A 26,260-nucleotide genomic window follows, 5' to 3' on the forward strand; every position below is an offset into this window, starting at 1 on the left:
GCCGGCAGGCTAGCGCGCGGCACGCCCGGCCGGAACAGGCCTCAGCGTTGCTTCCAGGCCTGGGTGCGGGCGGAAAGCCAACCGTCCGCCGCCACGTGCAGCCCCTTCACCGCGGCGGAGGTGAGCAGGATCACCGTCGCCATCGCAGCGGCCGGCGAAGCGAAGCCGGCCTCGTCCATCTGCACCACCGCGACCGAAGCCGGCATGATGCCCGGCGCGTAGAGGAAAACCACCGCCGAGACGGTCGTCATCGCGTTGACGAACAGGTAGATCGCGACGTCGAGCAGCACGGGCAACGACATCGGCAGGATGACGGCGGCAAAGGTGCGCCAGACGGGCACCTTCAGCGACGCGGACACCGCCTCGAACTCGGGATCGAGGCTCTTCAACTGGGTCAGGCTGGCGAGGTGCCCGACCGTGTAGAAATGCACGATCGAATTGAGCACCAGGATGGCGAGCGTGCCGTACAGGAAAACCAATGGGTTGGCGGGCGCGTTGAAGAAGAGGATGTAGGCGATGCCGAGCACGAGCCCCGGTACCGCCAGAGGGACGACGGCAAGGAAGCGGACGAGGGAAGCAAGGACCGCACCCTTGCGCGCCCGCTCCATGGCATAGGCGAAGACGAAGATGAGGGGCGCCCCGATCAGGGCCGTCCAGAGCGAGAGGCGGACGGAGGTCCACCACGTCCCCCACCCCTCGGCAATGAAGGAACCGAAGGCATAGTTGCGCAACGTCAGCGCAAGGTTCCAGGGCCAGAACGTGACCAGGCTGCCCCAAACCGCAACGCCGACAAGGCCGATCATCAGGGCGGCGACGAGCACGCAAAACACCAGAAGAGGGCCGTCGCGCCACGGCCGCCGCTTCGGCACGTAGGGCACGGCCCGCGCCCCGACCACCGCGACCTGGCGGCGCTGCGCCCACTGGTCGGCCGCGAAAGCGACCAGGGCCGGAATCAGCAGAACGACGCCGACCACGGCACCCATCTGGAAGTTCTGCTGCCCCACCACCTGCTTGTAGACCTCGGTCGCCAGCACGGAGAACGAGCCCCCGATCACCTTCGGGATGCCGAAGTCCGTGATGACGAGGGTGAAGACGACGAACGAGGCCGAGACGATTCCGTAACGGGCGGTGGGCAAGGTGACGGTGCGCAGGACGCGAAGCCGCGAGGCGCGCAGCGCTTCCGCCGCTTCATACAGACGCGCATCCGCACCGCTGAGCGCGGTGGCGAGGATCAGGAACGCATGCGGAAAGGTGTAGAACACCTGGGCGACGACAATGCCGAGCGGGCCGTAGATCGAGTGTCCGAACAGCAGGTCGCGCAGCATGCCCTGGTTGCCGAACAGGTAGATCAGGGCCAAGGCCGGCAGGAGAGAGGGAGCCAGGATCGGGATCAGCGCAATGGCGCGAAACAGCGCCTTGCCCGGAATGGCACTTCGCGTCATCGCGTAGGCGAAGACGAAGGCGGCCGGGATGACGAGCACGGTGGTGAGCACGGCCGTCCAGACGCTGTTCCACAGGCTGTCGACGAGGGCCGGTGTCTCGACGTAGCGGAGGTAGTTGGCAAGCCCGACGAAGGCGCCACGCTGATCGCGAAAACTCTCGAGGAACAGCGTGGCGAGCGGAAAGAGCAGGAAGACGGCGAGGAACGAGCCGGCCGCCGCGACCACACCGAAGAGGAGCCTGTCGTCGACCGACCAGACCGGCCGGATGGTTACGGCAGCAGCGACCGCCATGGTCTCACGCCGCGCGATCGAACAAAAGCACGCGGTCGGGCGGGATGACGATCTCGATCGCGGCACCCGAATGAAGGGCGAGCCGCCGCAACGCCGTGTCCTGCACCTCCATCACCAGAGGCAGGCCGGCGGCATCGAGCATGGCGCGCGCGATCGAGCCCAGATACTCGACACCGCGCACCGTTGCCGCCAGCCGCGTGCCGGCCTCGGCAGTCACCGCGGGCAGGATGTCCTCGGGACGGAGGCAGATCTGCACCGGCTGCCCCGCCTCCCGTCCGGCTGCGGCCGTGCAGGCGAACCGCACGGCGCCGACCTGGACGGTCGTCGCATCGATCACCGTCGCGGGAAGGCTGTTCATCCGACCGACGAAGCCGGCGACGAACAGGGTGCGCGGCTGGCGGTAGACCTCGTCCGGCGTGCCGACCTGTTCGATTCGACCCCGGTTCATCACCACCACGCGGTCGGCGATGGAGAGCGCCTCCTCCTGGTCGTGAGTCACCATGATGGTGGTGATGCCGAGCCGGCGCTGCAGGGCCTTGATTTCCAGGCGCAGGTGCGCGCGGACGAGGGCATCGAGGGCGGAAAGCGGCTCATCGAGCAGGAGGAGGCCCGGGTCCATCGCAAGCGCGCGCGCAAGCGCCACGCGCTGCTGCTGCCCCCCCGACAGCTGCGCCGGATATTTCCATGCCTGGTCGGCCAGCCCGACGAGCTCAAGGAGCTCGCGCACGCGCTTTTCGATCTCGGCCCTCGGCTTGCGCTGCGACACCAGCCCGTAGCCGACATTCGCTGCCACGGTCATGTTCGGGAACAGGGCGTAGGATTGGAAGACGATACCGAAGTCGCGTGCCGACGGCGGCAGGGCGGACACGTCGCGTCCGTCCTGAATGATTCGTCCCGCATCCTGCGGATCAAGCCCGGCAATGGCCCGAAGCAAGGTGGTCTTGCCGCACCCCGATGGGCCGAGGAAGCAGACGAACTCGCCGCGGCCCACTTCGAGCGACACGTCGTCGAGGGCGACGAAGGCGCCGAAGCGTTTCGTCACCCGCTCGACGATCAGGGCCGGCTCGGTCGCGCGCACCTCCCGTACGGATGGGCGGGCGACCGAGCCTTCCACGGCGACAACTCCGGACAGCCGGGCGTCGTCAGTTGCGCGGTGCCGACTTGGCGTCGAAGCGACGCGACCACTCGGCGAGGATGCGGTCGCGATCGGCAGCGACCTTGGCGAAGTCCACCGCGGCAAGGCGCTGGGCGAACTCGGGCGGATAGTTCTGCACGGTCGGCTGCACGTCCTCGCGACCGAGGAGCGCGTAGTACCGCCCGTAGAGCGCCATCGCCTCCTTCGAAACGGCGAAATCCATCAACCGCCTCGCCGCCTCGAGCTGGCGCGTGCCGCGATGGATCGCGGCGGCCTCGAGGTCGAAGCCGACACCGTCCGTCGGCACGATGATCTCGATCGGCGCGCCCTGGTTCTTCAGCGCGACCGCGCGCATGTCGAAGGAGAGTCCGATCGCGTACTCGCCGCGCGCGGCGTTGTTGCAGGGCGCGCTGCCCGAATGGGTGTACACGGCGATGTTCTCGTGCAGCCGCGTCATGTAGTCCCACGCGGCCTGCTCGCCGCGCGTGGCGAGCCAGCCCGCCACGGTGAGCAGACCGGTGCCGGAGGAGGCCGGGTTCGGCATCGCGATCAGGCCGCGGAAGGCCGGGTTGAGCAGATCGTCCCACGTGGCGGGGCGCGGCAGGTTGCGCTGACGAGCGACCGCGGTGTTGAAGCAGACGGCGGAGACGAAGGCATCCAGCCCGACCCAGGTCATCGGGTCGCGGGCGGACCGGAACTGCGGGCGCAACGCCATTGCGTCCTTCGGCGTGTAGGGCTCGAGCATGTTCTCCGCCTCCAGCCGGATCAGGCTGAACACCGAAAGGCCCCAGATGACGTCGGCGCGGGGGTTGTCCTTCTCCGCAAGCAGGCGCGTCGTCACCACGCCGGTGCTGTCGCGCACCCAGACGATCTCGACGTCGCGCAGCGCCGCCTCCGCCGCCTGCTTGAAGACGGGGAGCTGGTCGTTCTCGAAGGCGGTGTAGACGGTGAGCCGCGTGCGCTGCGCCTCGGCGGGCAGAGCAATGGCGACGAGCGCGGCGGCGAGAAGCGTGCGACGCAACATCCGGCGTTCCCCTTGCGGCAAGACCGGGCGGGTCATTCCGCCCGCCCCACTCTCCCATGGGGCCGGCGTCAGTTCCGTGACGGATCGGTTGCAGTTCCGTGACCATATGCGGCGCCGTCACGGTGTTTCACCGCGCGCCAGCGCCGCGTCGATCATCGGCAGCAGGGCCGGCAGTTCGACGACCGACTCGATCACCCAGCGCGCGCCCGCCGTAGGCAGCGGGGCTTCGGCACGGGCGCGAAGCGGCCCCCGCTGCTCCTCGGGCAGGGCGGCCAGCTCCTGGGCCGAGAGCATCGAGCCCCGGCAGATCAGCGTAGCCCGCGTAGCGAACGAGGCCGAGATCGCTCATCACCGCCCCGGGCAGCCGCCAGCCGGGAGAAGCAAGCCGAAGCATCGAAAGCTTGCAGCGCACGGGCGCGTGATCCGCGATCGTCTCCGGGTAGAGCGAGAGGAAGTCGTTGCCGGGGCAGACGACGATGCGGTCGGCGCGGATCGTGCCGGCGGTGATGTCGAGCCGCGGCGGATCGATCGCCCGCACATGGGTCCGCCAGAGGAAGCGCACGCCGTACTCAGCCTCCAGCCGGGCGCCGAGGCGCGGGATCGCCTCGCGGGGCTCGATGCGGAGTTCGTGCGGCGAGTGGAGGGCACCGGCGAGATCCCGCCGAAACGGCGGGGGAATGTCATCCCCCGAGAGGATACGGCAGCCCCCGCCCATCGTCCCTTCGGCAAAACGTTGCGGCACCGCAAGCGCGTCCGGCCGTCGCGCGGCGACGAACAGCCCCCGCTGCAGGATCGGGATGCCGGCGCGGGGGGCGACCTCGGCCCAGATCTCGCGCGCGCGACGGGATCGCCGCCACGTGTCCGGCCATCCCTGCCCGGTGACGGTGACGAAGCCGAAATTGCGAATGGAAGCGCCGTTCGCCCGCGCCTCGCGATCGATCACGACGACGGAGAGCCCCGCCCGCGTGGCGGCCAGAGCGTGGGCGAGACCAACGATGCCGGCTCCGACCACGGCCAGATCGGCCATGTAGTCCTCCCCCGTTCAGCCCGGGAGGGCGTTAGCCGATCATGCGGTCCCAGAACACCTCGGCGTAGCGACGGAACCAGGCCGAGTAGCGCTCGGGGTTGCGCGCCATGTCTTGCTTCAGGACGACGGGATCGACCCAGGCCCAGTCCTCGACCTCGGACGGATCGGGATCGACCGCACCATCCCAGACGGCGCCGAACACGTGCACGTATTCGTGCTCGACGAGCCCGTCGCCCACCTCGGCCCGATACACCGTCTCGAACAGAGGCTCGAGGCGGGGGAGGTGGATCCCCATTTCCTCGGCGAGACGCCGTCGCGCCGCCGCCTCCGGCTCTTCACCGGGCCGCGGGTGGGAACAGCAGGTGTTCGTCCACACCCCGCCCGAATGGTACTTCCCGGCGGCGCGACGCTGCATCAGGAGCCGCCCCTCGGGCGAGCGGAGCACGACGGAGAGGGCACGGTGCAAACGACCCTCGCGATGCGCGGCGAGCTTCTCCATCGTGCCGACGGCCCGATCCTGCTCATCGACCAGCACGACGCGCTCGTCCTGCGGCAGCGTGGCAGGCGCGTCGAGCAGGGCGGCGGAGGCAGCGGTCACGCGAACACGTCCGCCGGCGAGTCGCGCTTCAGGCTGCGGCCGAGCTCGCGGCCGAGCCGGGCCGCGTCCTTCGGCGAACCCTCGATGGTGCGCTTGAGCAGGAAGGAGCCGTCGGCGCGCGCCACCAGGCCAGTCAGGCGCAGGGTGCGTTCGGGCGTGATGACGGCGTGGGCACCGATCGGCGTGCGGCAGGAGCCGTCGAGCGTGGCGAGCAGGGCGCGTTCGGCGGTGGCGACGATGGTCGATTCCCAGTCGGCGATCGCGGCGAGGAGTTCGCGCAGTTCCTCGTCCTCCTCGCGCACGGTGACGCCGACGATGCCCTGGCCGGCGGCCGGAACCATGATCTCGGGGTCGATCACGCAGCCCGCCTCGTGCGCGAGATCGAGCCGCTTGAGGCCGGCGATGGCGAGCAGCGAGGCATTCACCGCCCCGTCCCGCACCCTGGCGAGCCTCGTCTGCACATTGCCGCGCAAGAGGACGACGGTGAGATCGGGCCGGGCGTGCAACAGTTGCGATTGCCGACGCACGGAGGAGGTACCGACCACCGCGCCCTGCGGCAGCGACGACCAGGGATCGGCCGGGTCGATCGCACCGCAGGCGGGGCCCAGGATCAGCGAGTCGCGCGGATCCTCGCGCTTGAGCGTGCAGGCGAGCACGATCCCGGGCGGCAATTCCGTCTCCAGATCCTTCAGCGAATGCACCGCGAAGTCGATGCGGCGATCGAGCAGCGCCTCGTGGATCTCCTTCGCGAACAGCCCCTTGCCGCCGATGTCGGCAAGCCGCCTGTCCTGGATGCGATCGCCGGTCGTGGTGATGATGTGCTCGCGGAACGCCTCGAACTCGCGCAACAGCGGACAGAAGCGCGTGATGAGGGCGAGGAAGTCGCGCGTCTGCCACAACGCGAGCGGCGAGCCGCGGGTGCCGACGCGCAAGGGCAGGTCCGGCCCGTGCGGCGGCACCATCGCGCCATCGGGCATGCCCCGCGTGCAGGGGCCGAGCAGCCCCTCGTGGAGATGAACCTGCTTCGTCTCGAGGTCGGGGGAAAGAGGGGGCATCACCGCACTCCGCAGGTCGGATCAGGCGGTCCGCGCACGCGACCAGGCGGGAACGATGCCGGTCAGGTGCGCGAGGTTCTTGAAGAAGATGCGCACATGCGCAAGCGGCCGGGCCTTCACCAGCTCCTTGTTCATGTACGCATCCCAGGTGAGGTACTGCACGTCGGGGTCGCGGCAGATCGAGACGAACCGTTCCCGGCGCGCATCGTTGCCGTACCAGTAGTCCTGCATGATGCCGAGGATCCAGAACACGGGCCCATGCAGGCGCATGAAACGCCGACGGGCCTGGGCGAGCGCCGCCGCCTTGCCGGTGGCGAGGAACTCGTTCACCGCCTCGGCGGCGAAACGTCCGCCCAGCATGGCGTAGTAGATGCCTTCGCCGGAGGCAGGGGCGACCACGCCCGCGGCGTCACCAGCGAGCAGGATGTTCTGTCCGTCGTCCCAACGCTTGAGCGGCTTGAGCGGGATCGGCGCCCCTTCGCGGCGGATGGTCTCCACCCGATCAAGCCCCGCGATCTCGCGCAGCTCGCGCACCGCGCCCTTCAGGCTGAACCCCTTGTGCGCCGAACCGGTGCCGACGGAGGTGGTCTCGCCGTGCGGGAAGATCCAGGCGTAGAAGTCGGGCGACAGCGAGCCACGGTAGTAGACGTCCGCGCGCTCGCCATCGAACTGCGCACGCGGTGCGTCCTTCGGCGAGCGGACGATCTCGTGATAGGCGAAGACGAGCCGCTTCTGTTCCGCTCCAGGAATGCACTGGCGGGCGACGGCGGAATTCGCCCCGTCGGCGCCGATCACGGCGCGCGTGCGTACAGCTTCGAGCGGGGCGTCGGGCGGGGCACCTTTCGGGTGGTAGAGAACCCGCGTCGTTCCGTCCTCGTCACGCTCGACCCGCTCGAAGGTGCCGGCCCGCCGCTCCGCGCCCAAGAGTGCAGCGCGGTTGCGCAGCCACTCGTCGAAATGCTCGCGATCGACCATGCCGACGAAGCCCCCCTCCGTCACCGGCATCGAGGCCTCGCGGGCGGAAGGCGAGACGATGCGTGCCGAGCGCACCTTGGCGACGAGCAGCGAGTCCGGGATGGCGAAGTCGGTGATGAGTTTCGGCGGAATGGCGCCGCCGCACGGCTTGATCCGCCCCGCCTTGTCGAGCAGCAGGACGTGACGCCCCGCGCGGGCGAGATCGGCCGCCGCCGTCGCCCCGGCAGGCCCTCCGCCGACCACCACGACATCGAAACAGTCGTTTCCGGTCATGGGCGTGATCCTCCGCTCAATGCGACGGCGCGGCCTTGATCGAGGTCATCGCCGGCGCCGTGCCGCGGTCGCGAGCGATGCCCCAGGCAAGCCAAGCGGACATCAGGAACAGCGCGCCGTCGACGAGGAAGACGGCGGCGAACCCGTCGGTCGTCGAGCCGGTGGCGAGACGCGCGACGTCGAGCGCCGCCGCACCGACCAGCCCGCCGACACCGAAGGCGATCGCCTGCGCCGCTCCCCACAGCCCCATGCGCAGGCCCTCGCGGCTCTCGCGGCCGCGGGCGACGAGTTGCATCATGGTGGCGATGGCGGCGGCGGCGTAGACGCCGTTGGCGAGGCCGAGCGCGAAATAGGAGGTGGCGAGCGGCCAGACCTCGGTGTGGTAGCCGGCGACGGCGAGACCGATGATCGCGGCGGCGGCGGCGAGACAGCCGGCGATGGTGATGCCGCGCAGCGCCGCCACGCGGTGCGCGCCGAACGCCGACCCGGCGACCGCAACGAGGATCATCCCCGCCAGCACGCCGCCGTTCTGCATCGCCGTCAGTTGCGTGCTCTCGCCCAAGGAGCGGCCGAACACCGCGCCGGCGAACGGCTCGAGGATGAGATCCTGTGCCGAATAGGCGAGCATGGAGACGAAGACGAAGACGGTGAACCGCCGCGCCTCCGGCTCCTGCCAGACCTCGCGCAGCGCCTCGAAGAACGGCACCTTGGGCGGTTTCTTCTCTTCGGCCTGCGGCGCGGTCGCGCGCTCCACACCCCACACCGCGAGGCAAGCGACGAGGAACGCGGCCAGAGACACCACGGCGCAGACGGTGATCAGCCGCGCCGGAGAGTAGGGGTCGAGGAAGCGCGAGGCGGCGGCGGTGGTCACCACGAAGCCCGCAATCATCATGATCCAGACGATGGAGGCGGCAGCCGGCCGTCGCTGCGGCACGGTGCGCGAGGCGAGCAGCACGAGGAGCGAGGTGCCGGCCGCGCCGACGCCGAGCCCGACCAAGAGGAAGGCGACGACCGCAAGCGCGATGCCGGACCAACGGGCGGTCTCCATCCACGCGGTCGCGACCGCCGCCAACGTGCCGCCTACCGCGAGCACCGCCATGCCGCCGATGATCCAGGGCGTGCGCGCCCCCCCCATGTCCGACCCGTAGCCGAGGCGGGGGCGCAGCATCTGCACCGCGTAGTGCAGGGCGACCAGCAGCCCGGGCAGGGTGGCAGGCAGCGCCAGTTCGACCACCATGACGCGGTTCAGCGCCGAGGTGGTCAGCACGACGATGGCGCCGAGTGCGGTCTGGACGAGACCGAGGCGGACGATGCCGGCCCAGGACAGGCTTCGTGCCGTCATCCGATCGTTCCCCTTGCGAGAGGAGCAACCGCGAACGCCGAGGCGAGCATGCCGAGCACGTAGAGGCTCGTTCCGGTCGCGTTGTACCAGGGCGTGCGCTCGACCGGGTTGCCGAGGAGGCGGGCCATCAACACCACCTGGGCGGCAAGCAGGGCGGCGACGATCGCGGCATGAACGGGGCGCCCCCAATCGGCAAGCAGCGCGATCACCACCACCTGCGGAGCGCTCATCAGCACGCAGGCGACGTTGGCGGCGTTGTCGATGCCGAGCACGGCGGGCACGGAGGCGAGGCCCGACGCGCGGTCGCCCTCGACCGACTTGAAGTCGTTGAGGATCATGATGCCGATCGCGCCGGCGGAGTAGAGCGCGGCAAGGGCGAAGATCCGTCCATCGGGCACCCCGCCCGAGACGAGCGCGGCCCCGGTCACCCACGGCAGGCCCTCATAGGAGAAGGCGCACACGGTCGCCGACAGCCAGCCCTCACGCTTGAGCCGGATGGGCGGGGCGGAATAGGCCCAGGCGGCGGCGATCGCGACCACGCCCGCCCAGAACACGAAGCCGCCCAAGAGGGCCGCCACCGCGAGCGAGAGCGCGGTCCAGGCGAGCGCGACCCAGAGCCCCCACCGCCCCGGCAGGCGCCCGGAAGGAATGGGCCGGTGCGGCTCGTTGATCGCATCGACGTGGCGGTCGAACCAATCGTTCACCGCCTGGCTCATCGCGCACACGAGCGGCCCCGCGAGGATGACGCCGAGCAACACCCACGGCAGCTGAGCCCAGGATGGGCCACCGGCGGAGACGACGCCGCAGCCGAAGGCCCACATCGGCGCGAACCAGGTGATCGGCTTGAGGAGCTCGAGCACCGCGCGCGGGTCGGGCCGGCGCGGCGCAGGCAGCGCGGTCTCGGCGGCGAGGAGGCGCAGCGCGGCCGATCCGTCCGGCATCAGCCTTCCCCCCCGTCCTCGGGGCCGACGAGACCGTAGCGGCGCAGCTTCACGTACAGGCTCTGCCGGGAGAGCCCGAGCATCTCGGCGGCGGAGGCGCGGTTGTCGTTGGTGAGCTCGAGCGCGGCCTCGATGCAGAGCCGCTCGATCACGTCGGTCGCCTCGCGCACCAGGTCCTTGAGCGGGACGCGCCCGATCAGTTCGGTGAGCTGCTCCACCGATCGCGTCACCGGCGTCTGCGTCGCCTGGGCGGGGGCGAAGCGGCGGCCGACATCGCGGATGGCGAAGCCGAAGCAGGGCTTGCCGCCGTTGACAAGAGAGACAGCGGAGATCTCGACCTCGGTGGTCGCACCGAGCTCGCCGCGCAGCTGGGTGGCGAACAGGCGAACGGGAGCGCCGCCGCGCAAGGTGGCGAGCAGCACATCGAGATCGACGGCGGAACGACCGAGCCAGCGCTCGAGCGACTGCCCGCGCACCTGTTCCTCGGCCGCGACCTGAGTCATGTCGAGGAAGGCGGCATTGGCGGTGATCACCCGCCCGTCCGTCTCCGTCACCACGAAGGCATCGGGCGCGCGTTCGACCAGTTTCAGGAGCTTGGTCTTGTCCTGCGGCAGGACGAGCCCGGCCTCCGCGCTGGGTGCGTCGGAGAGGCGGACGAGCACGAGAAGCGAACCGTCCTGGCGGAACAGGGTGGCGGAGAGCCGCACCGCGCGCTGGTCGGTGGCGAGCCGCACTGTGATGTCGTCGCCGCGGCCGGTGGCGCGCACCTGGGCCACCAGGGCGACGAGGGTGTCGCGGCTGGCGGGGTCGAGCAGATCGGCGAAGGGCGTGCCGACGAGACGCTTGTCGCGCGCGAGCGAGGCCGCCGCCGGATTGGCTTCGACGATGCGGCCCGAAGTGGCATCCAGGATCAGGACCGGTTCGGTGGCGGTCTGAAAGAGCAGGCGATAGCGGGTTTCGGCCTGCCGCAGGCGCGAGTAGTCGCGCTCCATCGAGGCCTGCGCCTCGACGAGTCGCTGCTGCAGGGCGGAGAGCGGGCGGAGATCGCGGCCGAAGGCGACGGCGCGGGGCGCGTCGGCGACCTTGATCGCCGAGAACATCACCGGCACCGCCGTGCCCCCCGCACCGATGTGATTGACGTGGCGCCAGCGTGTCGCTTCGTCCGGGCGGGCCTCGCGGATCAGCTCGATCACCTTGGCGCGGCTGTCCTCCGCCACCGTGTCGGCCCAAAGCCGGCCGCGCAGGGGTTCGGCCGCGCCGAGGTCGCGCGCGAGATCGTCGGAGGAGAAGGCGATGTCCTGGATCACGCCATCCTCATCGACGACCAGGGCGACGTCCGCGGCCGCCGTGAGCAGGCGTGCGGTGGTTTCGGGATCGAGTGTGCCCAGCGACTCGCGGGCGGCGGCAAAGCTGATCACGTCCTCCGACCTCGGCATGCGCCCAAGCATTGGGCTCGGTGAGGGGCGGAGGGGTACGGCATGAGCCGCGCATCCTCAACTCACCGGCGCAAGCAGCGAGAGCAAGCTTTCGGCCTGGGCGACCGCGTGCCGGGCATCGACCGCCATGGCATCGGCGCCGACCTGCGCGACGAGGTCGGGGCTGGCGACGAACATCGGCCCGCCGACCAGCACGCCGAGCGAACGGTTGCGCGAGGCGGCACGCAGCGCGTGGATGACGCCGCCGACCGCATCGACCCGTCCGGTGCAGCTGACGGAAAGGCCGACCAGGGCGAACCACTCGCGCTTGAGCAGGGCGCACAGCGCGCTGAGCGAGAGCACGCGGCCGCAATCGACGTCCCAGCCGGCGCGGCGCAGGAACTCGGCGATGATGACGAGGGCGAAGCTGTGCTGCTCGCCCGGCATCGGCGCGAGCAGGATGCGCCGCTTCGGGTCGGGACGGAGGTCGTCCTGGTGGAAGGCGGGGCCGAGGGCGTGGATCAGGCGCTGCAGGCAGGCGAGACCGACCGTCACCTCGGCCATGCTCGCGGTGTCGTCGTGCCACATCTGGCCGAGTCGGACGGCGGCCGGACCAACGAGTTCCAGGTAGAGACGATCAAGCGGCAGCCCCGCCTGCCAGAGGCACTCGACCCGAGCGAGGGCGGCGGCCAGGTCGTTGCGGCGGGCCTCGTCGGCGAGCGCGGCGATGTCGGCCGCGCTGACGCCGCCGGCGGCATCGCAGCAGCACCCGGCGTGATTGGGCGTGCGGTGGGCGAGCACCATCCACGGCAGGATGCGGGTCTCGACGGCGGCGGCGAGGCCGGGGTGCGGGGCTTGGCCGGCTCCTTGGCCGGTTTGAGCGGCCCCATCGGGCAGGATCGGCGGAGGAAGCGGCGAGCGGTGCCCGGAAAGGGCGTCGGCCCGGTCGGTTCTGCCGCTCGGTTGGCTGTCCTGGACTGCGGCCATGGCACCCTTCCTCCGTGCTGATCATCTAGCCGTGATGCGGCGACCTCTGTCAAGCGCGCCTTACGTCAATCCTGCTTGACACTCCGCCTCTGCCTTTCCTAGCCTCTCCCCTGCGCGCCCGATCGGGCGCCGGGAGGAGTACATGCTGCGGGACCGAAACGATTTGCCGTCGCCGCCGCCGTCCCCACGCGATCGACGACGACCTGTCGCCTCCGCGACGCCCGACCTCACGCCAGCGTGACCCAACCGAGGGGGATCTTGTCAAGCAATGCTTACACTCGGCAGCCTGAATCGTCTGATCGACACGGTCGACGCCTGCCCGTGGGGCGCCTCCGCCGGGTGCGCCCAGGTGCACTTCGCCAAGCCCCGCGCCGACCGACGCCCCCGCCCGCCGCTCTACACGCCGGAGGAACGGGCGCGGCGTGACGCCTCACCCTGGACGGTGGTGCAGGGGATCCTCGCCCCCCTTCAGTTCGCGGTCTTCCTGGTCAGCCTCGCCCTGGTGATCCGCTTCCTCGTCACTGGGGAAGGACAGCTCTTGGCCGAGATCTCGGTGATCGCCAAGACGATCGTTCTTTACACGATCATGATCACCGGCGCGATCTGGGAGAAGGATGTCTTCGGGCGTTACCTGTTCGCCCGACCCTTCTTCTGGGAAGACGTCTTCTCGATGCTGGTGATCGCCCTGCACACGGCGTATCTCGTCATGCTGATCTTCGCGATCGGCGATGCGCGCGAGCAGATGGCGGTGGCCCTCGCCGCCTATGCGGCCTACGTCGTCAACGCCGCCCAGTTCGTGCTGAAGCTGCGCCAGGCGCGGCGCGACGAGGCCGCCCTCTCTGCCCGGGCCGCCGTATGAGCGCCGCCGCCGCCCCGCGCGCCGCGCCCGGCTGCACCGACCTGCCGGTGCTGCGCGAGCGCGGCCAGCGCGAGGTGTTCTGCGGGCTCACCGGCATCGTCTGGCTGCATCGCAAGATCCAGGACGCCTTCTTTCTGATCGTCGGCAGCCGGACCTGCGCCCACCTGATGCAGTCGGCGGCGGGGGTGATGATCTTCGCCGAACCCCGCTTCGCCACCGCCATCATCGAGGAGCGCGACCTCGCCGGGCTGGCCGACGCCAATGCCGAGCTCGATCGGGTGGTGGAACGTCTGCTCGCTCGCCGGCCCGACATCCGGTTGCTGTTCCTGGTCGGCTCCTGCCCCTCCGAAGTGATCAAGCTCGACCTCAAGCGGGCGGCGGAGCGACTCGACCGCCGCTTCGCGCCGCGCGTGCGCGTGCTGAACTATTCCGGTTCCGGCATCGAGACGACCTTCACCCAAGGCGAGGATGCCTGCCTCGCCGCGCTGGTGCCGGAACTCCCCGAAGCGAAGGATCCCGGGCCGCGCCTTCTCGTCGTCGGCGTTCTCCCTGACGTGGTCGAGGACCAGATGCTTCGCCTCTTCGCCGCGATGGGGCTCGACCGGGTCGATGTGCTGCCGCCGCGGCGATCGACCGGTCTGCCGGCGATCGCCCCCGGCACGCTGTTCCTCCTTGCCCAGCCCTGGCTCGGCGACACCGCCCGCGCCCTCGAAGCGCGCGGCTGCCGCCACCTCCCCGCCCCCTTCCCGCTCGGCGCCGAAGGCACCACCGGCTGGCTGCGCGCCGCCGCCGAGGCGTTCGACGTCGCCCCCTCCCGCTTCCGCGAAGCGACCGCGCTCGGCATCGCGCGGGCGGAGAAGGCGCTCGCCGCGCACCGCCCGCTGCTCGAGGGCAAGAGCGTGTTCCTCTTTCCCGACAGCCAGATCGAGGTGCCGCTCGCCCGCTTCCTCGCCCGCGAATGCGGCATGCGTCCGCTCGAGATCGGCACGCCCTACCTGCATCGCGGCCTGCTCGCCGCCGAACTGCCGCTCCTGCCCGAGGGCGTCACGCTCAGCGAAGGCCAGCACGTCGATCGCCAGCTCGACCGCTGCCGCCGCACTCGTCCCGACATCACCGTCTGCGGACTCGGCCTCGCCAACCCGCTGGAGGCCGAGGGCCACACGACGAAGTGGTCGATCGAACTCGTCTTCACCCCGATCCAGGGCTACGACCAGGCGGGCGATCTCGCCGGCCTGTTCGCGCGCCCGGTCGATCGGGCGCAGAGGCTGAAGGTGTAGGCCGATGCAGCTCGCGGTCTGGACCTACGAAGGGCCACCGCACGTCGGCGCGATGCGCATCGCCTCCGCCATGCGCGACGTCCACTTCGTGCTGCACGCTCCGCAAGGCGACACCTACGCCGACCTGCTGTTCACCATGATCGAGCGGCGCGCCTCGCGCCCGCCCGTCACCTACACCACCTTCCAGGCGCGCGACCTCGGCGCCGACACGGCGAACCTGTTCCGCGACGCGCTCATCGAGGCGAACGACCGTTTCCGTCCCAAAGCGATCCTGGTCGGCGCCTCCTGCACCGCCGAGCTGATCCAGGACGATCCGCAAGGCCTGGCACGCACGGCGGGGCTTGCGGTGCCGGTCGTGCCGCTCGAGCTCCCCTCCTATGCGAAGAAGGAGAACTGGGGCGCGGCGGAAACCTTCTACCGCGTGGTGCGCGCCTTCGCCGGGCCCCATGCGCCGCCGCCGGGCACGCCACGCCCGCCGCGCCCGGCAGACCGCCCGCCGCGGGCCAACATCCTCGGCCCCACCGCGCTCGGCTTCCGCCACCGCGACGACCTGCGGGAAGTGACCGACCTGCTCGGGCGCCTCGGTGTCGCGGTCAACGTGGTTGCCCCCCTCGGTGCCTCGCCCGCCGACATCGCCCGCCTCGGCGAGGCCGACTTCAATGTCGTCCTCTATCCCGAGATCGCGGGCACGGCGGCGTCCTGGCTCGCTCGCAGCTTCGGGCAGAAGGCGACGCGTACGGTGCCGCTCGGTGTTGGCGCCACACGGGACTTCATCCGCGAGGTGGCCGAACTCGCCGGCGTCGACCCCTCGTCCGTGCTCGAGGAGGAGGCCTCGCGCCTGCCCTGGTACAGCCGCTCGGTCGACAGCACCTATCTCACCGGCAAGCGCGTGTTCGTGTTCGGCGATGCCACGCATGCCATCGGCTGCGCCCGTGTGGCGGCCGAGGAGTTGGGCTTCACCGTGGTGGGCCTCGGCACCTATTCGCGCGAGTTCGCGCGCGAGGTGCGCGAAGCCGCCGCGTGTTACGGCGTCGAGGCGCTGATCACCGACGACTATCTCGAGGTCGAGGCGAAGATCGCGGAAGCCGCGCCCGAACTGGTGCTGGGCACGCAGATGGAGCGGCACATCGCGAAGAAGCACCGCATTCCCTGCGCGGTGATCTCCGCCCCCGTGCACGTGCAGGATTTCCCAGCCCGCTACTCCCCCGTAATGGGGTTCGAAGGTGCCAATGTGCTGTTCGACACCTTCGTCCATCCCCTGATGATGGGACTCGAGGAGCACCTGCTCGCGATGTTCCGCGAGGACTTCGAGTTCCACGACGAAGCCGCGCCATCCCACCTCGGCGCGACGGCCACCGTCGCCGCGGCTGCCTCCTCCCCGGTCGCGGCGGCGGTGGCACTCTCCAAGCCGACGGAGGAGGCGTCCGCGGCACCGGTCTGGACCCCGGAGGCGACGAAGGAGCTCGGCAAGGTGCCCTTCTTCGTCCGCGGCAAGGCGCGCCGCAATACCGAACGCTACGCCGCCGAGCGCGGCATCCGCACCATCACGGTCGAGACGCTGTACGATGCCAAAGCGCACTTCGCACGCTGACGCGACGTCCGTGCGCGTCGCGATCGTGACGATGGACAGCCATCTCACCTCGGCCGCGATGCGCGCGGCCGCGACGCTGCGACGTGGCGAATTGCCGGGGCTCGTGCTGTCGGTCCACGCCGCCGACGAGTGGGCATCGGACGAGACGGCCTTGGCCCGCTGCCGCGAGGACATCGCGCGGGCCGACATCGTCGTCGCCACCATGCTGTTCCTCGACGAGCACATCCGCCTCGTCCTGCCCGACCTCGCGGCGCGGCGCGAGGCTTGCGACGCCATGCTCTGCATGATGTCGGCGGGCGAAGTGATGCGGCTCACGCGCCTCGGCCGCTTCTCGATGAGCGGGGAAGCGAAGGGCCCGCTTGCGCTGCTGAAGAAGCTCCGCGGCAGCAAGGGTTCCGGCAACGGCACGTCCGGCCAGGGCCAGATGGCGATGTTGCGGCGCATCCCGCAACTCCTGCGCTTCATTCCCGGCACCGCGCAGGACGTGCGCGCCTACTTCCTCGCCCTGCAGTACTGGCTCGCGGGGAGCGAGGAGAACATCGCCAACCTGGTGCGCCTGCTGGTCAACCGTTACGCGATGGGGCCGCGCGCCGCGCTTGCCGGCACGCTCTCGGTCGGCGCGCCGATCCACTACCCCGAGGTCGGGCTCTACCACCCGCGCGCGCGGGGGCGGATCACCGAGCGCCTGGCCGATCTGCCGGCGGAAGGATCGGCCGGCACGGTCGGCGTGCTGATGCTCCGCTCCTATCTCCTCGCCGGAAACACCGGGCACTACGACGGCGCGATCGCCGCCCTCGAGGCGCGCGGGCTGCGCGTCATCCCGGCCTTCGCCTCCGGGCTGGATGCGCGACCGGCGATCGAACGCTTCTTCATCAAGGATGGCCGGCCGATCGTCGATGCGGTCGTCTCGCTCACCGGTTTCTCGCTGGTCGGCGGCCCCGCCTACAACGATGCGCGCGCGGCGGAAGAGATCCTCGCTCGGCTGGATGTGCCCTACCTCGCCGCCCATCCGCTCGAGTTCCAGACCCTGCGCCACTGGGAAAACGACCCCCGCGGTCTTACCCCCGTCGAAGCGACCATGATGGTCGCCATCCCGGAGCTCGATGGCGCGATCTGGCCGATGACGTTCGGCGGGCGCTGCTCGCCCTCGCCCGACGGCACCGCATGCCCCGGCTGCGACGGCGTCGCGTGCCTGCGCGACATGGTCTCGCACCGCGAACGGGCGGCCACCCTTGCCGCGCGCGTCGCCCGCCTTGTCGCCCTGCGCAAGTCCTCCCGCGCCGAACGGCGGGTGGCGATCGTGCTGTTCAACTTCCCGCCCAACGCCGGCGCGGTCGGCACGGCGGCGTATCTGTCCGTCTTCGCCTCGGTGCGCAACGTGCTCGCCGCGATGAAGCAAGCCGGCTACACCGTCGAGGTGCCGGAAAGTGCGGAAGCGCTGCAGAAGGCGGTCTGCGACGGCAATGCCGCCCTCTACGGCATGCCCGCGAACGTGCTCGCCGCCATCCCGGCCGACGATCACGTCCGGCGCGAGCCGCATCTCGCCGAGATCGAACGCCAATGGGGGCCCGCACCCGGACGGGCACAGACGGACGGACGATCGATCTTCGTCCTCGGCGCCCGTTTCGGCAACGTTTCGGTCCTGGTGCAGCCCGCCTTCGGCTACGAGGGCGACCCGATGCGGCTCCTCTTTGAGCGCGGCTTCGCCCCGACCCACGCCTTCTCCGCCTTCTATCGCTGGATCCGCGAGGATTTCGGCGCGCATGCGGTGCTGCACTTCGGCACGCACGGCGCGCTCGAGTTCATGCCGGGCAAACAGGCCGGCCTCTCTTCCGCCTGCTGGCCGGATCGGCTGATCGGCGACTTGCCGAACATCAATCTCTACGCCTCGAACAACCCCTCCGAGGGCATGCTCGCCAAGCGCCGTGCGGGCGCGATCCTGATCAGCCACCTCACCCCGCCGGTGGCGCATGCCGGGCTCTATCGCGGCCTACTCGAGCTCAAGGCCTCGCTCGACCGCTGGCGCAGCCAGGACCCGGACACCGACCCGAATGCGCAGCTGGCGCTGGCCGGCCTGATCCAGGCGCAGGCCCACGCGGTCGGCCTTGCCGAAGCCGAGCCGCCGTGGGCGGATCCGGAGAGCGCCATCCGCAAACTGACCGACGCCCTGCTCGAACTCGAATACACGCTGATCCCGCACGGCCTGCACGTGGTGGGCGAACCGCCGACCGCGGAACAGCGAGCGGAAATTCTGGATGCGGCCGGCATCACGGACGAGGCGGAGCGCGCGCGGCTGGATGCGCTGCTCGCCGCCGACCACGAGATCCCCGCCATCCTGCACGCACTCGATGGCGGCTACATCCGCCCCGCCCCGGGCGGCGATCTCCTGCGCTCGCCCGACGTGCTGCCCACGGGGCGCAACCTGCACGGCTTCGATCCGTTCAAGATCCCCTCCGCCTTCGCGCTTGCCGACGGCGCGCGCCAGGCGGAACGTCTGCTCGAGCGCTACCGCACCGACGGGCATGATTTGCCCGAGACGGTGGCGATGGTGCTGTGGGGCACCGACAACCTGAAGACGGAAGGCTGCCCGATCGCGCAGGCGTTGTGGCTGATGGGAGCGGAGCCGCGGCACGACTCCTACGGCCGCATCTGCGGCGCGAAACTGGTGCCGCTCCAGCGGCTCGGGCGGCCGCGCATCGACGTGATGGTGACGCTCTCGGGCATCTTCCGCGACCTGTTGCCGCTGCAGACCAAGCTGCTCGCCGAAGCCGCCCTGCTGGCGGCGCAGGCCGACGAACCCCTCGAGTGGAATTTCATCCGCAAGCACGCTCTCGCTTATCTCGCCGAGCACGGCGGTACCATCGAGGAGGCCGCGCTCCGCGTGTTCGGCAATGCCGACGGTGCCTATGGTGCGAACGTCAATCAGCTCGTCGACTCCGGTGCCTGGGAGGACGAGGATCAGCTGGCCGAGGCCTATGTGCGGCGCAAGGGCTTCGCCTACGGCACGGATGGCAGGCCCGTGCGGCAGGACCGCGTGCTGAACCACCTGCTCGCCAAGGTCGAGGTGACCTACCAGAACCTCGACAGCATCGAGGTGGGGCTGACCACCATCGATCAGTACTTCGACACGCTGGGCGGCATTTCACGCGCGGTGAAGCGCGTGCGGGGCAGCGACGCCGCCGTCTACATCGGCGATCAGACGCGCGGCGAAGGCAAAATCCGCACCATCGCCGAACAGGTGGCGCTGGAGACGCGCACGCGCGCGCTCAATCCGAAATGGTACGAGGCGCTGCTCGCCCACGGCTACGAGGGCGTGCGGCAGATCGAGGCGCATGTCACCAACACGATGGGCTGGTCGGCGACGACGGGGCAGGTCGCCCCGTGGGTGTACGACCATCTCGCGCAGACCTTCATGCTGGATGACGCGATGCGCGAACGGCTCGCCCGCCTCAACCCCACCGCTTCGGCGCGCATCGCCAATCGGCTGATCGAGGCGCACGAGCGGCGCTACTGGTCGCCACCGCAGGAGGTGATCGACCGCCTGCGCCGTGCCGGAGAGGAACTGGAAGATCGGCTCGAGGGCATCACCGCGGGAGCGAGCGCATGACGACGATCGACCTCAAGCGCAAGGGGACCCGCGTCCTTCCCTCCCGCCCCGATGGCGAGGGCTCGGTCCAGGTCCACCCCGACACCGCCTATCGCATCGAAGGGGCGAAGGTGTTCGCCGTCTACGGCAAGGGCGGCATCGGCAAGAGCACGACCTCGTCCAACCTCTCCGTCGCCTTCACCAGGATCGGCAAGCGGGTGCTGCAGATCGGCTGCGACCCGAAGCACGATTCCACCTTCACGCTGACGAAGTCGCTCTGCCCCACCGTGATCGACGTGCTGGAAAGCGTGGAGTTCCACACCGAGGAGCTCCGTCCCGAGGATTTCGTGTTCGAGGGCTACGGCGGCGTGCTCTGCGTCGAGGCGGGCGGTCCGCCGGCGGGCACGGGCTGCGGCGGCTACGTGGTCGGGCAGACGGTCAAGCTCCTGAAGGAGCATCACCTGCTCGAGGAAACCGACGTCGTCATCTTCGACGTCCTGGGCGACGTGGTGTGCGGCGGCTTTGCCGCACCGTTGCTGCACGCCGATCGCGGCCTGATCGTCGCCGCCAACGACTTCGATTCCATCTTCGCGATGAACCGCATCGTCGCCGCCATTGCGGCGAAAGCGCGCAATTACCCGGTGCGGCTCGGGGGCGTGATCGCCAACCGTTCGGAGAGCGTGGATCAGATCGAGAAGTACAACCGCGCTTCCGGGATGAAACTCCTGGCCCATCTGCCGGCGGCGGACGTCATCCGCCAGTCGCGGCTGAAGAAGATGACCTTGTTCGAGATGGAGCCGACCCCCGAGGTGATTCGGGTGCAGAACGAGTACATCCGCCTCGCCGAGACCCTCTGGGCCGGGGTCGAACCGCTCGATGCGCAACCCTTGCGCGATCGCGAGATCTTCGACCTCTTGGGGTTCGACTGATGCCGACCGCGACCTACGAGACGCGCCGCAGCCAGCTCCTCGACTACTTCGACCGCACCGCGGTCGAGGCCTGGAAGAGGCTGACCTCGGACGCGCCCGTCTCTGGGATCCGTGCCACCGTGCGCGAAGGGCGCGAGCGGATGCGCGCCACCTTGCTTTCCTGGCTGCCGCAGGACCTCTCGGGACGCCGTGTGCTCGATGCCGGCTGCGGCACGGGCGCGCTGGCGGTGGAGGCGGCGAAGCGGGGGGCGGAGGTGGTGGCGGTCGACCTGTCGCCGACCCTGGTCGGGCTTGCCCGCGAGCGCGCCGCAAGCGCACCTCACGCGGGGCGGATCGCGTGGGTGGTCGGCGACATGCTCGACCCCGCCCTCGGCACCTTCGACCACGTGGTGGCGATGGACAGCCTGATCCACTACCGCGCCGCCGACGTCGTGCGCGTCCTCGCCGGGCTCGCCGCGCGCAGCCGCGTCTCGCTCCTGTTCACCTTCGCCCCGCGCACCGCCCTCCTCTCGGTCATGCACGCCGTCGGTCGCGCCTTCCCGAAGAGCGACCGCGCGCCCTCGATCGAACCTGTCGCGGAGCGCACGTTGCGCCGTCTGATCGCTGCCGAACCTGCGTTGGCCGACATCGCGATCGGGCGGACGGAGCGCATCCACCGCGGCTTCTACACCTCGCAAGCGATGGAGCTCGCGCGGCGATGAGAGCGCTCGAGGCCGCCTTCATCGATGCCTGGAAGCGGGTCGGCCCCCGTTTCCTGCCGTTCGCCGATGCGGCGAGCCCTGACCTTCCGCTGCCGCGCCTGCTTCGCCTCTCGCTCTTTCAGGTCTCGGTCGGGATGTGCAGCGTGCTCCTCCTCGGCACGCTGAACCGGGTGATGATCGTCGAGCTCGGCGTGGCGGCGGGGCTCGTCGCCACCATGGTCGCCCTGCCCGTGCTGTTCGCGCCCTTGCGCGCGCTGATCGGTTTCCGGTCCGACCACCACAAGTCCTACCTCGGCTGGCGCCGCGTGCCTTACCTGTGGTTCGGCACGCTGATGCAGTTCGGCGGCCTCGCCATCATGCCGTTCGCGCTCATCCTCCTCTCCGGCGACACCACGGGGCCGATGTGGATCGGGCAGGCCGGCGCGGCGTTGGCCTTCCTGATGGTGGGCGCGGGCCTGCACACGGTGCAGACGGCAGGGCTCGCGCTCGCGACCGACCTCGCGCCGCGGGAGAAGCACCCGGCGGTGGTGTCGCTGATGTCGCTGATGCTGCTCCTCGGCATGCTGATCGCCGGACTCGGGTTCGGCGCCGCGCTCGCCGAGTTCAGCCAGCTGAGGCTGATCCAGGTCATCCAGGGCGCGGCGGCGCTCACCATGATCCTCAACGTGGTCGCGCTGTGGAAGCAGGAGCCGCGCAATCCGGCACGGACGCGGCACGACCGCGAGATCCCTTCCTTCGCCGAGAGCTGGCGGCGGCTGCGACGCACGGCGCGGTGGGATCGCCGCCTGGTCGCCCTCGGGCTCGGCACGCTCGGCTTCACCATGCAGGACATTCTGCTCGAGCCCTATGGCGGGCAGGTGCTCGGCCTGGCGGTGGGCACGACGACGGTGCTGACGGCGCTGTTCGCGGCGGGCGGTGTCGCCGCCTTCGCCACCGGCGCGAGACTGCTCGCCCGCGGCAGCGACCCGCACCGGCTCGCCGCGCATGGGGCGCTCGCCGGCATCGTCGCCTTCACCTTCGTGCTCGCCGCCGCCCCCTCCGGCTCGCTTGCGGTGTTCGCCGCCGGCACGGTGCTGATCGGCTTCGGCGGCGGCCTGTTTTCGGTCGGTCTGCTCACCGCCTGCATCCGCACCGCACCGGCGAGCGAAACGGGGCTCGCCCTCGGCGCTTGGGGCGCGGTCGCGGCCACCTCGGCCGGTGTCGCGATGGCGGCGGGCGGGCTCATCCGTGATGCCGTGGCTGCCCTCGCCGTTGGCGGCGCGCTCGGCCCCGCCCTCAGCGGGCCGGAAGTCGGCTACGGCGCCGTCTATCTGCTCGAGATCGCGCTCCTGTTCGCAACCCTGGCGGCGATCGGCCCGCTCGTGCAGCCCGCATGGGCGGACGCGACCGCCCCAACCCCGGCGCAGGCGGGTTCCGCCGTCGCCGCACAACCAGCGAGGTGACCACCCATGAGCCTAGGCACAGCCGGTCTCTCGGAACACTACGACCTGGCGTTCGTCACGCTCTACATCTTCTGGGCGTTCTTCGCCGGGCTGATCTTCTATCTCCTGCGCGAGAACAAGCGGGAAGGCTATCCGCTGATCGCGGAGGATCGGACGGGAGGGCGTGTGACGGTGCGCGGCTGGCCGGAGCCGCCGCCGCCGAAGACCTTCCTGCTGTGGGACGGGCGTACGGTGACGGTGCCCAAGCCGAACAACGAACCGCCGCTCGCCGCCATCCCGGCCTACATGTACCAGGGCTCGCCGCTGCAGCCGACGGGCGACCCCATGCAGGACGGTGTGGGGCCCGCCGCCTATGCGCTGCGCGACGATGAGCCCGAGACGATGTGGATGAGCAACGTTCCCCGCATCGTGCCGATGCGGGTGGCGAACGACTATCATCTCGACGAGAGCGACCCCGACCCGCGGGGGATGAAGGTGGTCGCGGCGGATGGCCAGGTGGTCGGCACCTGCCGCGACGTCTGGGTCGACAAGATGGAGTGCCTGCTGCGCTACCTCGAGGTCGAGGTGGAGACGCCCACCGGCAAGCGCACCGTCGTCGTGCCGTGGAACCTCACCACGATCGATGCCGAGAAGGGCCAGGTGAACGTCGTCTCCGTGATGGCGAAGCACTTCGCGACCGCGCCGACCCTGAAGAACCCCGAGCAGATCACGCGCCTGGAGGAGGATCGCATTTCGGCCTACTTCGGCGGCGGGCACTTCTATGCCTCGCCCGACCGTTCGGAGCCCCTGCTGTGAGCCGCCCGGTCTACCTCAAGCACGAGAGCGAGCCGATCCGCGGCCTGCCGGGCCCGCTGCCGGAGGGTGAACACATCCTCTGGCAGGGCGGCCCGGCCTGGTGGCCGCTCGCGCTGCGCGCCTATCGGCTGCGTGCGGTCGCGATCTACTTCGCGGTGCTCTGGCTGATCGGCTTTTATGCCGAGCTGCGCGAGGGGGCGGAGGTGCGCGAGGCCTTGCTGGCGCTGGTGCCGCTCACCATCCTCGCCCTCGTCGCGCTCGGGCTGATCCTCACCTTCGCCGTGCTCGCCGCACGGCTCGCCGTGTACACGATCACCAACCGGCGCGTGGTGATCCGCTGCGGGGTGGCCTTGCCGGTGACGGTGAACCTGCCCTACGCCCTCGTCGCTTCCGCCGGGCTGAAGCGGTTCGGCGACGGCACGGGCGACATCGCGCTGCGGCTGATCCCGCCTCATCGCGTTTCCTACGTGCTGCTCTGGCCGCATGTGCGGCCCTGGCACTGGCGCGACCCGGAGCCCAGCCTGCGCGCCCTCCGTCAGGCCGATGAGGTCGCCGCCATCCTCGCCCGCGCGCTCGCCCAGGCGGCGGGCCAGCCCGTGCCGGCGGTGGCTGAGCCCGGCGCGGCGGCGGAACCGCTCGGCCCCGCCCCGGTGCCGGCATAACCTGAGGGAGGCTCGCCCATGGCGCGCACGCGGTTCGATCGTCTGATCGCCAACCCCCTCGTTGTGGGCGGCGCGATGATCGCGATCACGCTCGCCGCGGTGCTCGGCCCGGGCTTCCATCAGCCGCAGGACCCGCCGAGCGGGGTACGGATCGCGACGCGCGACCTGCGTTTCGAGGACCGGCCCGACGGCGCGGTCGCCATCGTCGATGCGCGCAACGGGGCGGTCGTCGCCCTCATCCCACCCGGCGAGGGCGGGTTCGTGCGTGCCACCTTGCGCGGACTCGCCCGCGAGCGACGCCTGCACGAAGCCGGCGGCGCGGACGTTCCGTTCCGGGTCAGCGTCTGGGAAGATGGCCGCCTGACGCTGGAGGACACCGCGACGGGGCGTCTGGTCGATCTCGGCGCCTTCGGTCAGACTCAGGTGCAGACCTTCGCGCGTCTGGTCGCAACGGGGAGGAACATGTGATGACGCCCAGCCTGATCGATCGCCTGCTCGGGCGAAGAGCCGTCGAAATCACCTGCGAGGTGGACATCGAACAGTCGCCCGACAGCCTGCATGCCTATGCCATCCCGCAAGGCATCGAGATCAATCCCGGCGATACGGTCTACCTGCACGACGTGCCGACGCGCATTGGCTGGAACGAACGGCGGACACTGACCTGCCGTGCCACCGTGCTGCGCGCGGGCTGGCTCGATCGCTGGCTGACCGAGTTCAGCGCGATCTTCGACCTCGCCGAGCTTTGGCATGTCGGCTTCGAGCCGAAGGAGGCGGTCCATGTATGACGTGAGCCCTGCTCCCGAGAAGGCGGTCGCCGAGACGATGGAAGCGGTCGCCGAGCGCGTCGCGCATGGTCCGCGCCAGATCAACGAAACCACGCGCATGGCGCTGCGCGAGACGGTGCTCTCGCCGCGCTTCTACACCACCGACTTCGACGCGATGGACAAGATGGACGTCTCGGCCATCCGCGAGGAGTGGGACAAGCTGATGGCCGAGTTCCGCTCCGACCCGAACAAGGGCCACTTCACGCGCACGGAGGAGTTCGACCGCTTCCGTCTCGAGGACCTGCCGGAAGGCCTGCGCGCCGAGTTCCTCGACTTCCTGGTCAGCTCCGTCACCGCCGAGTTCTCCGGCTGCGTGCTCTATGCCGAGATCAAGAAGCGTACCAAGAACCCCGACATGCAGGAGCTGTTCGGCTTCATGGCGCGCGACGAGAGCCGGCACGCCGGCTTCATCAACGACACGCTGAAGGACTGCGGTGTGGGGGTGGATCTCTCCTTCCTCACCAAGGCAAAGAAGTACACCTACTTCAAGCCGAAGTTCATCTTCTACGCCACCTACCTCTCGGAGAAGATCGGCTACGCGCGCTACATCACGATCTATCGCCAGCTCGAGCGGCACCCGGAACTCCGCTTCCACCCGATCTTCAAGTGGTTCGAGAAGTGGTGCAACGACGAGTTCCGCCACGGCGAGGCCTTCGCGCTCTTGATGCGCGCCCATCCGGAACTCCTCTCCGGCCTGAACAAGCTCTGGGTGCGTTTCTTCCAGCTCGCCGTGTTCGCCACCATGTTCGTGCGCGACCATGGCCGGCCCGAGTTCCACAAGGCGCTCGGCATGGATCCCACCGACTACGACATGCGCGTCTTCCGCATCACGAGCGAGATCTGCAAGCAGGTGTTCCCGGTCACGCTCGACATCGACAACCCCGCCTTCCTGCGCGGCATGGAGCGGTTGTTCGAGATCTCGGAGAAGCTCGGGGAGGCGAAGAAGCAAGGCGGCCTTGCCGGTCGGCTGCGCCGCCTCGGGCTCGGGCTCGCGGCGGCTGCGACCTTCCTCCGCCTCTATCTCCTGCCCGGCAAGCACGCGGACTTGCCGGCGAACCCGCGCCTCTCTCCGGCCTGGTGAGGCGAGGC

Annotated in this window: 23 protein-coding genes; 12 read left to right on the forward strand and 11 right to left on the reverse strand. The window is 70.1% G+C overall.

Annotated features, from left to right (window positions below; all coding sequences use genetic code 11):
* Window positions 1–41: 41 nt before the first annotated feature.
* From DWB05_RS05545 to DWB05_RS05595, 11 genes are all read right to left on the reverse strand, one after another.
* On the reverse strand, window positions 42–1,733 hold the full coding sequence (locus DWB05_RS05545; RefSeq protein ID WP_114375810.1) for a putative 2-aminoethylphosphonate ABC transporter permease subunit: 1,692 nt from the start codon (window positions 1,731–1,733) through the stop codon (window positions 42–44).
* A 4-nt stretch (window positions 1,734–1,737) separates the two neighbouring features.
* Entirely contained in the window at window positions 1,738–2,847 is a 1,110-nt protein-coding gene (locus tag DWB05_RS05550) for a putative 2-aminoethylphosphonate ABC transporter ATP-binding protein (protein ID WP_232818402.1), read from the reverse strand.
* A 28-nt stretch (window positions 2,848–2,875) separates the two neighbouring features.
* Entirely contained in the window at window positions 2,876–3,892 is a 1,017-nt protein-coding gene (locus DWB05_RS05555; protein WP_232818403.1) for a putative 2-aminoethylphosphonate ABC transporter substrate-binding protein, read from the reverse strand.
* A gap of 127 nt (window positions 3,893–4,019) precedes the next feature.
* Window positions 4,020–4,919, reverse strand: coding sequence for an FAD-dependent oxidoreductase (locus DWB05_RS05560; protein ID WP_232818404.1), 900 nt, complete (start codon window positions 4,917–4,919; stop codon window positions 4,020–4,022).
* Between the two features lie 31 nt (window positions 4,920–4,950).
* The gene (idi, locus tag DWB05_RS05565; RefSeq protein ID WP_114375812.1) at window positions 4,951–5,517 is read right to left on the reverse strand and encodes an isopentenyl-diphosphate Delta-isomerase; all 567 of its coding nucleotides are present in this window, start codon (window positions 5,515–5,517) and stop codon (window positions 4,951–4,953) included.
* Window positions 5,514–6,494: a hydroxymethylbilane synthase gene (gene hemC / locus DWB05_RS05570; RefSeq protein WP_232818447.1), complete on the reverse strand. Its 981-nt coding sequence runs from the start codon at window positions 6,492–6,494 to the stop codon at window positions 5,514–5,516. The genes idi and hemC overlap by 4 nt, the downstream gene beginning before the upstream one ends.
* Before the next feature lie 99 nt (window positions 6,495–6,593).
* Window positions 6,594–7,820, reverse strand: a complete 1,227-nt coding sequence (locus DWB05_RS05575; protein WP_114375816.1) for a geranylgeranyl diphosphate reductase — start codon at window positions 7,818–7,820, stop codon at window positions 6,594–6,596.
* A gap of 16 nt (window positions 7,821–7,836) precedes the next feature.
* Entirely contained in the window at window positions 7,837–9,162 is a 1,326-nt protein-coding gene (locus tag DWB05_RS05580) for a BCD family MFS transporter (protein WP_114375818.1), read from the reverse strand.
* Window positions 9,159–10,103 (reverse strand): chlorophyll synthase ChlG, encoded by a 945-nt coding sequence (gene chlG, locus DWB05_RS05585; protein ID WP_114375820.1) that lies wholly within the window; start codon window positions 10,101–10,103, stop codon window positions 9,159–9,161. The genes DWB05_RS05580 and chlG overlap by 4 nt, the downstream gene beginning before the upstream one ends.
* Complete coding sequence (ppsR, locus tag DWB05_RS05590) at window positions 10,103–11,539, reverse strand: transcriptional regulator PpsR (protein WP_198669053.1); 1,437 nt, start codon at window positions 11,537–11,539, stop codon at window positions 10,103–10,105. Before ppsR ends, chlG begins: the two co-directional genes overlap by 1 nt.
* A 57-nt stretch (window positions 11,540–11,596) precedes the next feature.
* Window positions 11,597–12,505 (reverse strand): cobalamin B12-binding domain-containing protein, encoded by a 909-nt coding sequence (locus DWB05_RS05595; protein ID WP_114375823.1) that lies wholly within the window; start codon window positions 12,503–12,505, stop codon window positions 11,597–11,599.
* A gap of 268 nt (window positions 12,506–12,773) precedes the next feature.
* Here DWB05_RS05595 and bchF point away from each other — a divergent pair, with 268 nt between their 5' ends.
* The 12 genes from bchF to acsF are packed head-to-tail and all read left to right on the forward strand — an operon-like array spanning window position 12,774 to window position 26,252.
* Entirely contained in the window at window positions 12,774–13,364 is a 591-nt protein-coding gene (bchF, locus tag DWB05_RS05600; protein WP_114375824.1) for a 2-vinyl bacteriochlorophyllide hydratase, read from the forward strand.
* On the forward strand, window positions 13,361–14,641 hold the full coding sequence (locus DWB05_RS05605) for a ferredoxin:protochlorophyllide reductase (ATP-dependent) subunit N (protein ID WP_114375825.1): 1,281 nt from the start codon (window positions 13,361–13,363) through the stop codon (window positions 14,639–14,641). The genes bchF and DWB05_RS05605 overlap by 4 nt, the downstream gene beginning before the upstream one ends.
* Window positions 14,642–14,645: 4 nt before the next feature.
* The gene (gene bchB / locus DWB05_RS05610) at window positions 14,646–16,232 is read left to right on the forward strand and encodes a ferredoxin:protochlorophyllide reductase (ATP-dependent) subunit B (protein ID WP_114375826.1); all 1,587 of its coding nucleotides are present in this window, start codon (window positions 14,646–14,648) and stop codon (window positions 16,230–16,232) included.
* A 10-nt stretch (window positions 16,233–16,242) separates the two neighbouring features.
* Window positions 16,243–19,839, forward strand: a complete 3,597-nt coding sequence (locus DWB05_RS05615) for a magnesium chelatase subunit H (RefSeq protein ID WP_456298222.1) — start codon at window positions 16,243–16,245, stop codon at window positions 19,837–19,839.
* Window positions 19,836–20,747, forward strand: a complete 912-nt coding sequence (gene bchL, locus DWB05_RS05620; protein ID WP_114375828.1) for a ferredoxin:protochlorophyllide reductase (ATP-dependent) iron-sulfur ATP-binding protein — start codon at window positions 19,836–19,838, stop codon at window positions 20,745–20,747. Before DWB05_RS05615 ends, bchL begins: the two co-directional genes overlap by 4 nt.
* Window positions 20,747–21,448: a magnesium protoporphyrin IX methyltransferase gene (gene bchM / locus DWB05_RS05625; protein ID WP_114375829.1), complete on the forward strand. Its 702-nt coding sequence runs from the start codon at window positions 20,747–20,749 to the stop codon at window positions 21,446–21,448. Before bchL ends, bchM begins: the two co-directional genes overlap by 1 nt.
* Window positions 21,445–22,890: an MFS transporter gene (locus DWB05_RS05630; protein ID WP_114375830.1), complete on the forward strand. Its 1,446-nt coding sequence runs from the start codon at window positions 21,445–21,447 to the stop codon at window positions 22,888–22,890. Before bchM ends, DWB05_RS05630 begins: the two co-directional genes overlap by 4 nt.
* A gap of 6 nt (window positions 22,891–22,896) precedes the next feature.
* Complete coding sequence (puhA, locus tag DWB05_RS05635; RefSeq protein WP_114375831.1) at window positions 22,897–23,685, forward strand: photosynthetic reaction center subunit H; 789 nt, start codon at window positions 22,897–22,899, stop codon at window positions 23,683–23,685.
* Window positions 23,682–24,347 carry a photosynthetic complex putative assembly protein PuhB gene (gene puhB, locus DWB05_RS05640; protein WP_114375832.1) on the forward strand — a complete coding sequence of 222 codons (666 nt, stop codon included), beginning with the start codon at window positions 23,682–23,684 and terminating at the stop codon, window positions 24,345–24,347. Before puhA ends, puhB begins: the two co-directional genes overlap by 4 nt.
* Before the next feature lie 18 nt (window positions 24,348–24,365).
* On the forward strand, window positions 24,366–24,815 hold the full coding sequence (gene puhC / locus DWB05_RS05645) for a photosynthetic complex assembly protein PuhC (RefSeq protein WP_114375833.1): 450 nt from the start codon (window positions 24,366–24,368) through the stop codon (window positions 24,813–24,815).
* Window positions 24,815–25,132: a hypothetical protein gene (locus DWB05_RS05650; RefSeq protein WP_198669054.1), complete on the forward strand. Its 318-nt coding sequence runs from the start codon at window positions 24,815–24,817 to the stop codon at window positions 25,130–25,132. The genes puhC and DWB05_RS05650 overlap by 1 nt, the downstream gene beginning before the upstream one ends.
* Window positions 25,125–26,252 carry a magnesium-protoporphyrin IX monomethyl ester (oxidative) cyclase gene (acsF, locus tag DWB05_RS05655; protein ID WP_198669055.1) on the forward strand — a complete coding sequence of 376 codons (1,128 nt, stop codon included), beginning with the start codon at window positions 25,125–25,127 and terminating at the stop codon, window positions 26,250–26,252. The genes DWB05_RS05650 and acsF overlap by 8 nt, the downstream gene beginning before the upstream one ends.
* Window positions 26,253–26,260 lie beyond the last annotated feature (8 nt).

The sequence above is a fragment of the Elioraea thermophila (ex Habib et al. 2022) genome (assembly GCF_003336755.1).
Taxonomy (GTDB): Bacteria; Pseudomonadota; Alphaproteobacteria; order Acetobacterales; family Acetobacteraceae; genus Elioraea; species Elioraea thermophila.

Excerpts from the sequence above, each read along its gene's own strand:
- DWB05_RS05560 (WP_232818404.1), bottom strand. The coding sequence starts at position 4,919 with ATGGCCGATCTGGCCGTGGTCGGAGCCGGCATCGTTGGTCTCGCCCAC.
- hemC (WP_232818447.1), bottom strand. The coding sequence starts at position 6,494 with ATGCCCGATGGCGCGATGGTGCCGCCGCACGGGCCGGACCTGCCCTTG.
- bchL (WP_114375828.1), top strand. The coding sequence starts at position 19,836 with ATGACGACGATCGACCTCAAGCGCAAGGGGACCCGCGTCCTTCCCTCC.
- DWB05_RS05605 (WP_114375825.1), top strand. The coding sequence starts at position 13,361 with ATGAGCGCCGCCGCCGCCCCGCGCGCCGCGCCCGGCTGCACCGACCTG.
- bchM (WP_114375829.1), top strand. The coding sequence starts at position 20,747 with ATGCCGACCGCGACCTACGAGACGCGCCGCAGCCAGCTCCTCGACTAC.
- DWB05_RS05555 (WP_232818403.1), bottom strand. The coding sequence starts at position 3,892 with ATGTTGCGTCGCACGCTTCTCGCCGCCGCGCTCGTCGCCATTGCTCTG.
- DWB05_RS05580 (WP_114375818.1), bottom strand. The coding sequence starts at position 9,162 with ATGACGGCACGAAGCCTGTCCTGGGCCGGCATCGTCCGCCTCGGTCTC.
- puhC (WP_114375833.1), top strand. The coding sequence starts at position 24,366 with ATGGCGCGCACGCGGTTCGATCGTCTGATCGCCAACCCCCTCGTTGTG.
- bchB (WP_114375826.1), top strand. The coding sequence starts at position 14,646 with ATGCAGCTCGCGGTCTGGACCTACGAAGGGCCACCGCACGTCGGCGCG.
- DWB05_RS05575 (WP_114375816.1), bottom strand. The coding sequence starts at position 7,820 with ATGACCGGAAACGACTGTTTCGATGTCGTGGTGGTCGGCGGAGGGCCT.
- DWB05_RS05595 (WP_114375823.1), bottom strand. The coding sequence starts at position 12,505 with ATGGCCGCAGTCCAGGACAGCCAACCGAGCGGCAGAACCGACCGGGCC.
- bchF (WP_114375824.1), top strand. The coding sequence starts at position 12,774 with ATGCTTACACTCGGCAGCCTGAATCGTCTGATCGACACGGTCGACGCC.
- DWB05_RS05650 (WP_198669054.1), top strand. The coding sequence starts at position 24,815 with ATGACGCCCAGCCTGATCGATCGCCTGCTCGGGCGAAGAGCCGTCGAA.
- puhA (WP_114375831.1), top strand. The coding sequence starts at position 22,897 with ATGAGCCTAGGCACAGCCGGTCTCTCGGAACACTACGACCTGGCGTTC.
- acsF (WP_198669055.1), top strand. The coding sequence starts at position 25,125 with ATGTATGACGTGAGCCCTGCTCCCGAGAAGGCGGTCGCCGAGACGATG.
- ppsR (WP_198669053.1), bottom strand. The coding sequence starts at position 11,539 with ATGCCGAGGTCGGAGGACGTGATCAGCTTTGCCGCCGCCCGCGAGTCG.
- chlG (WP_114375820.1), bottom strand. The coding sequence starts at position 10,103 with ATGCCGGACGGATCGGCCGCGCTGCGCCTCCTCGCCGCCGAGACCGCG.
- DWB05_RS05545 (WP_114375810.1), bottom strand. The coding sequence starts at position 1,733 with ATGGCGGTCGCTGCTGCCGTAACCATCCGGCCGGTCTGGTCGGTCGAC.
- DWB05_RS05630 (WP_114375830.1), top strand. The coding sequence starts at position 21,445 with ATGAGAGCGCTCGAGGCCGCCTTCATCGATGCCTGGAAGCGGGTCGGC.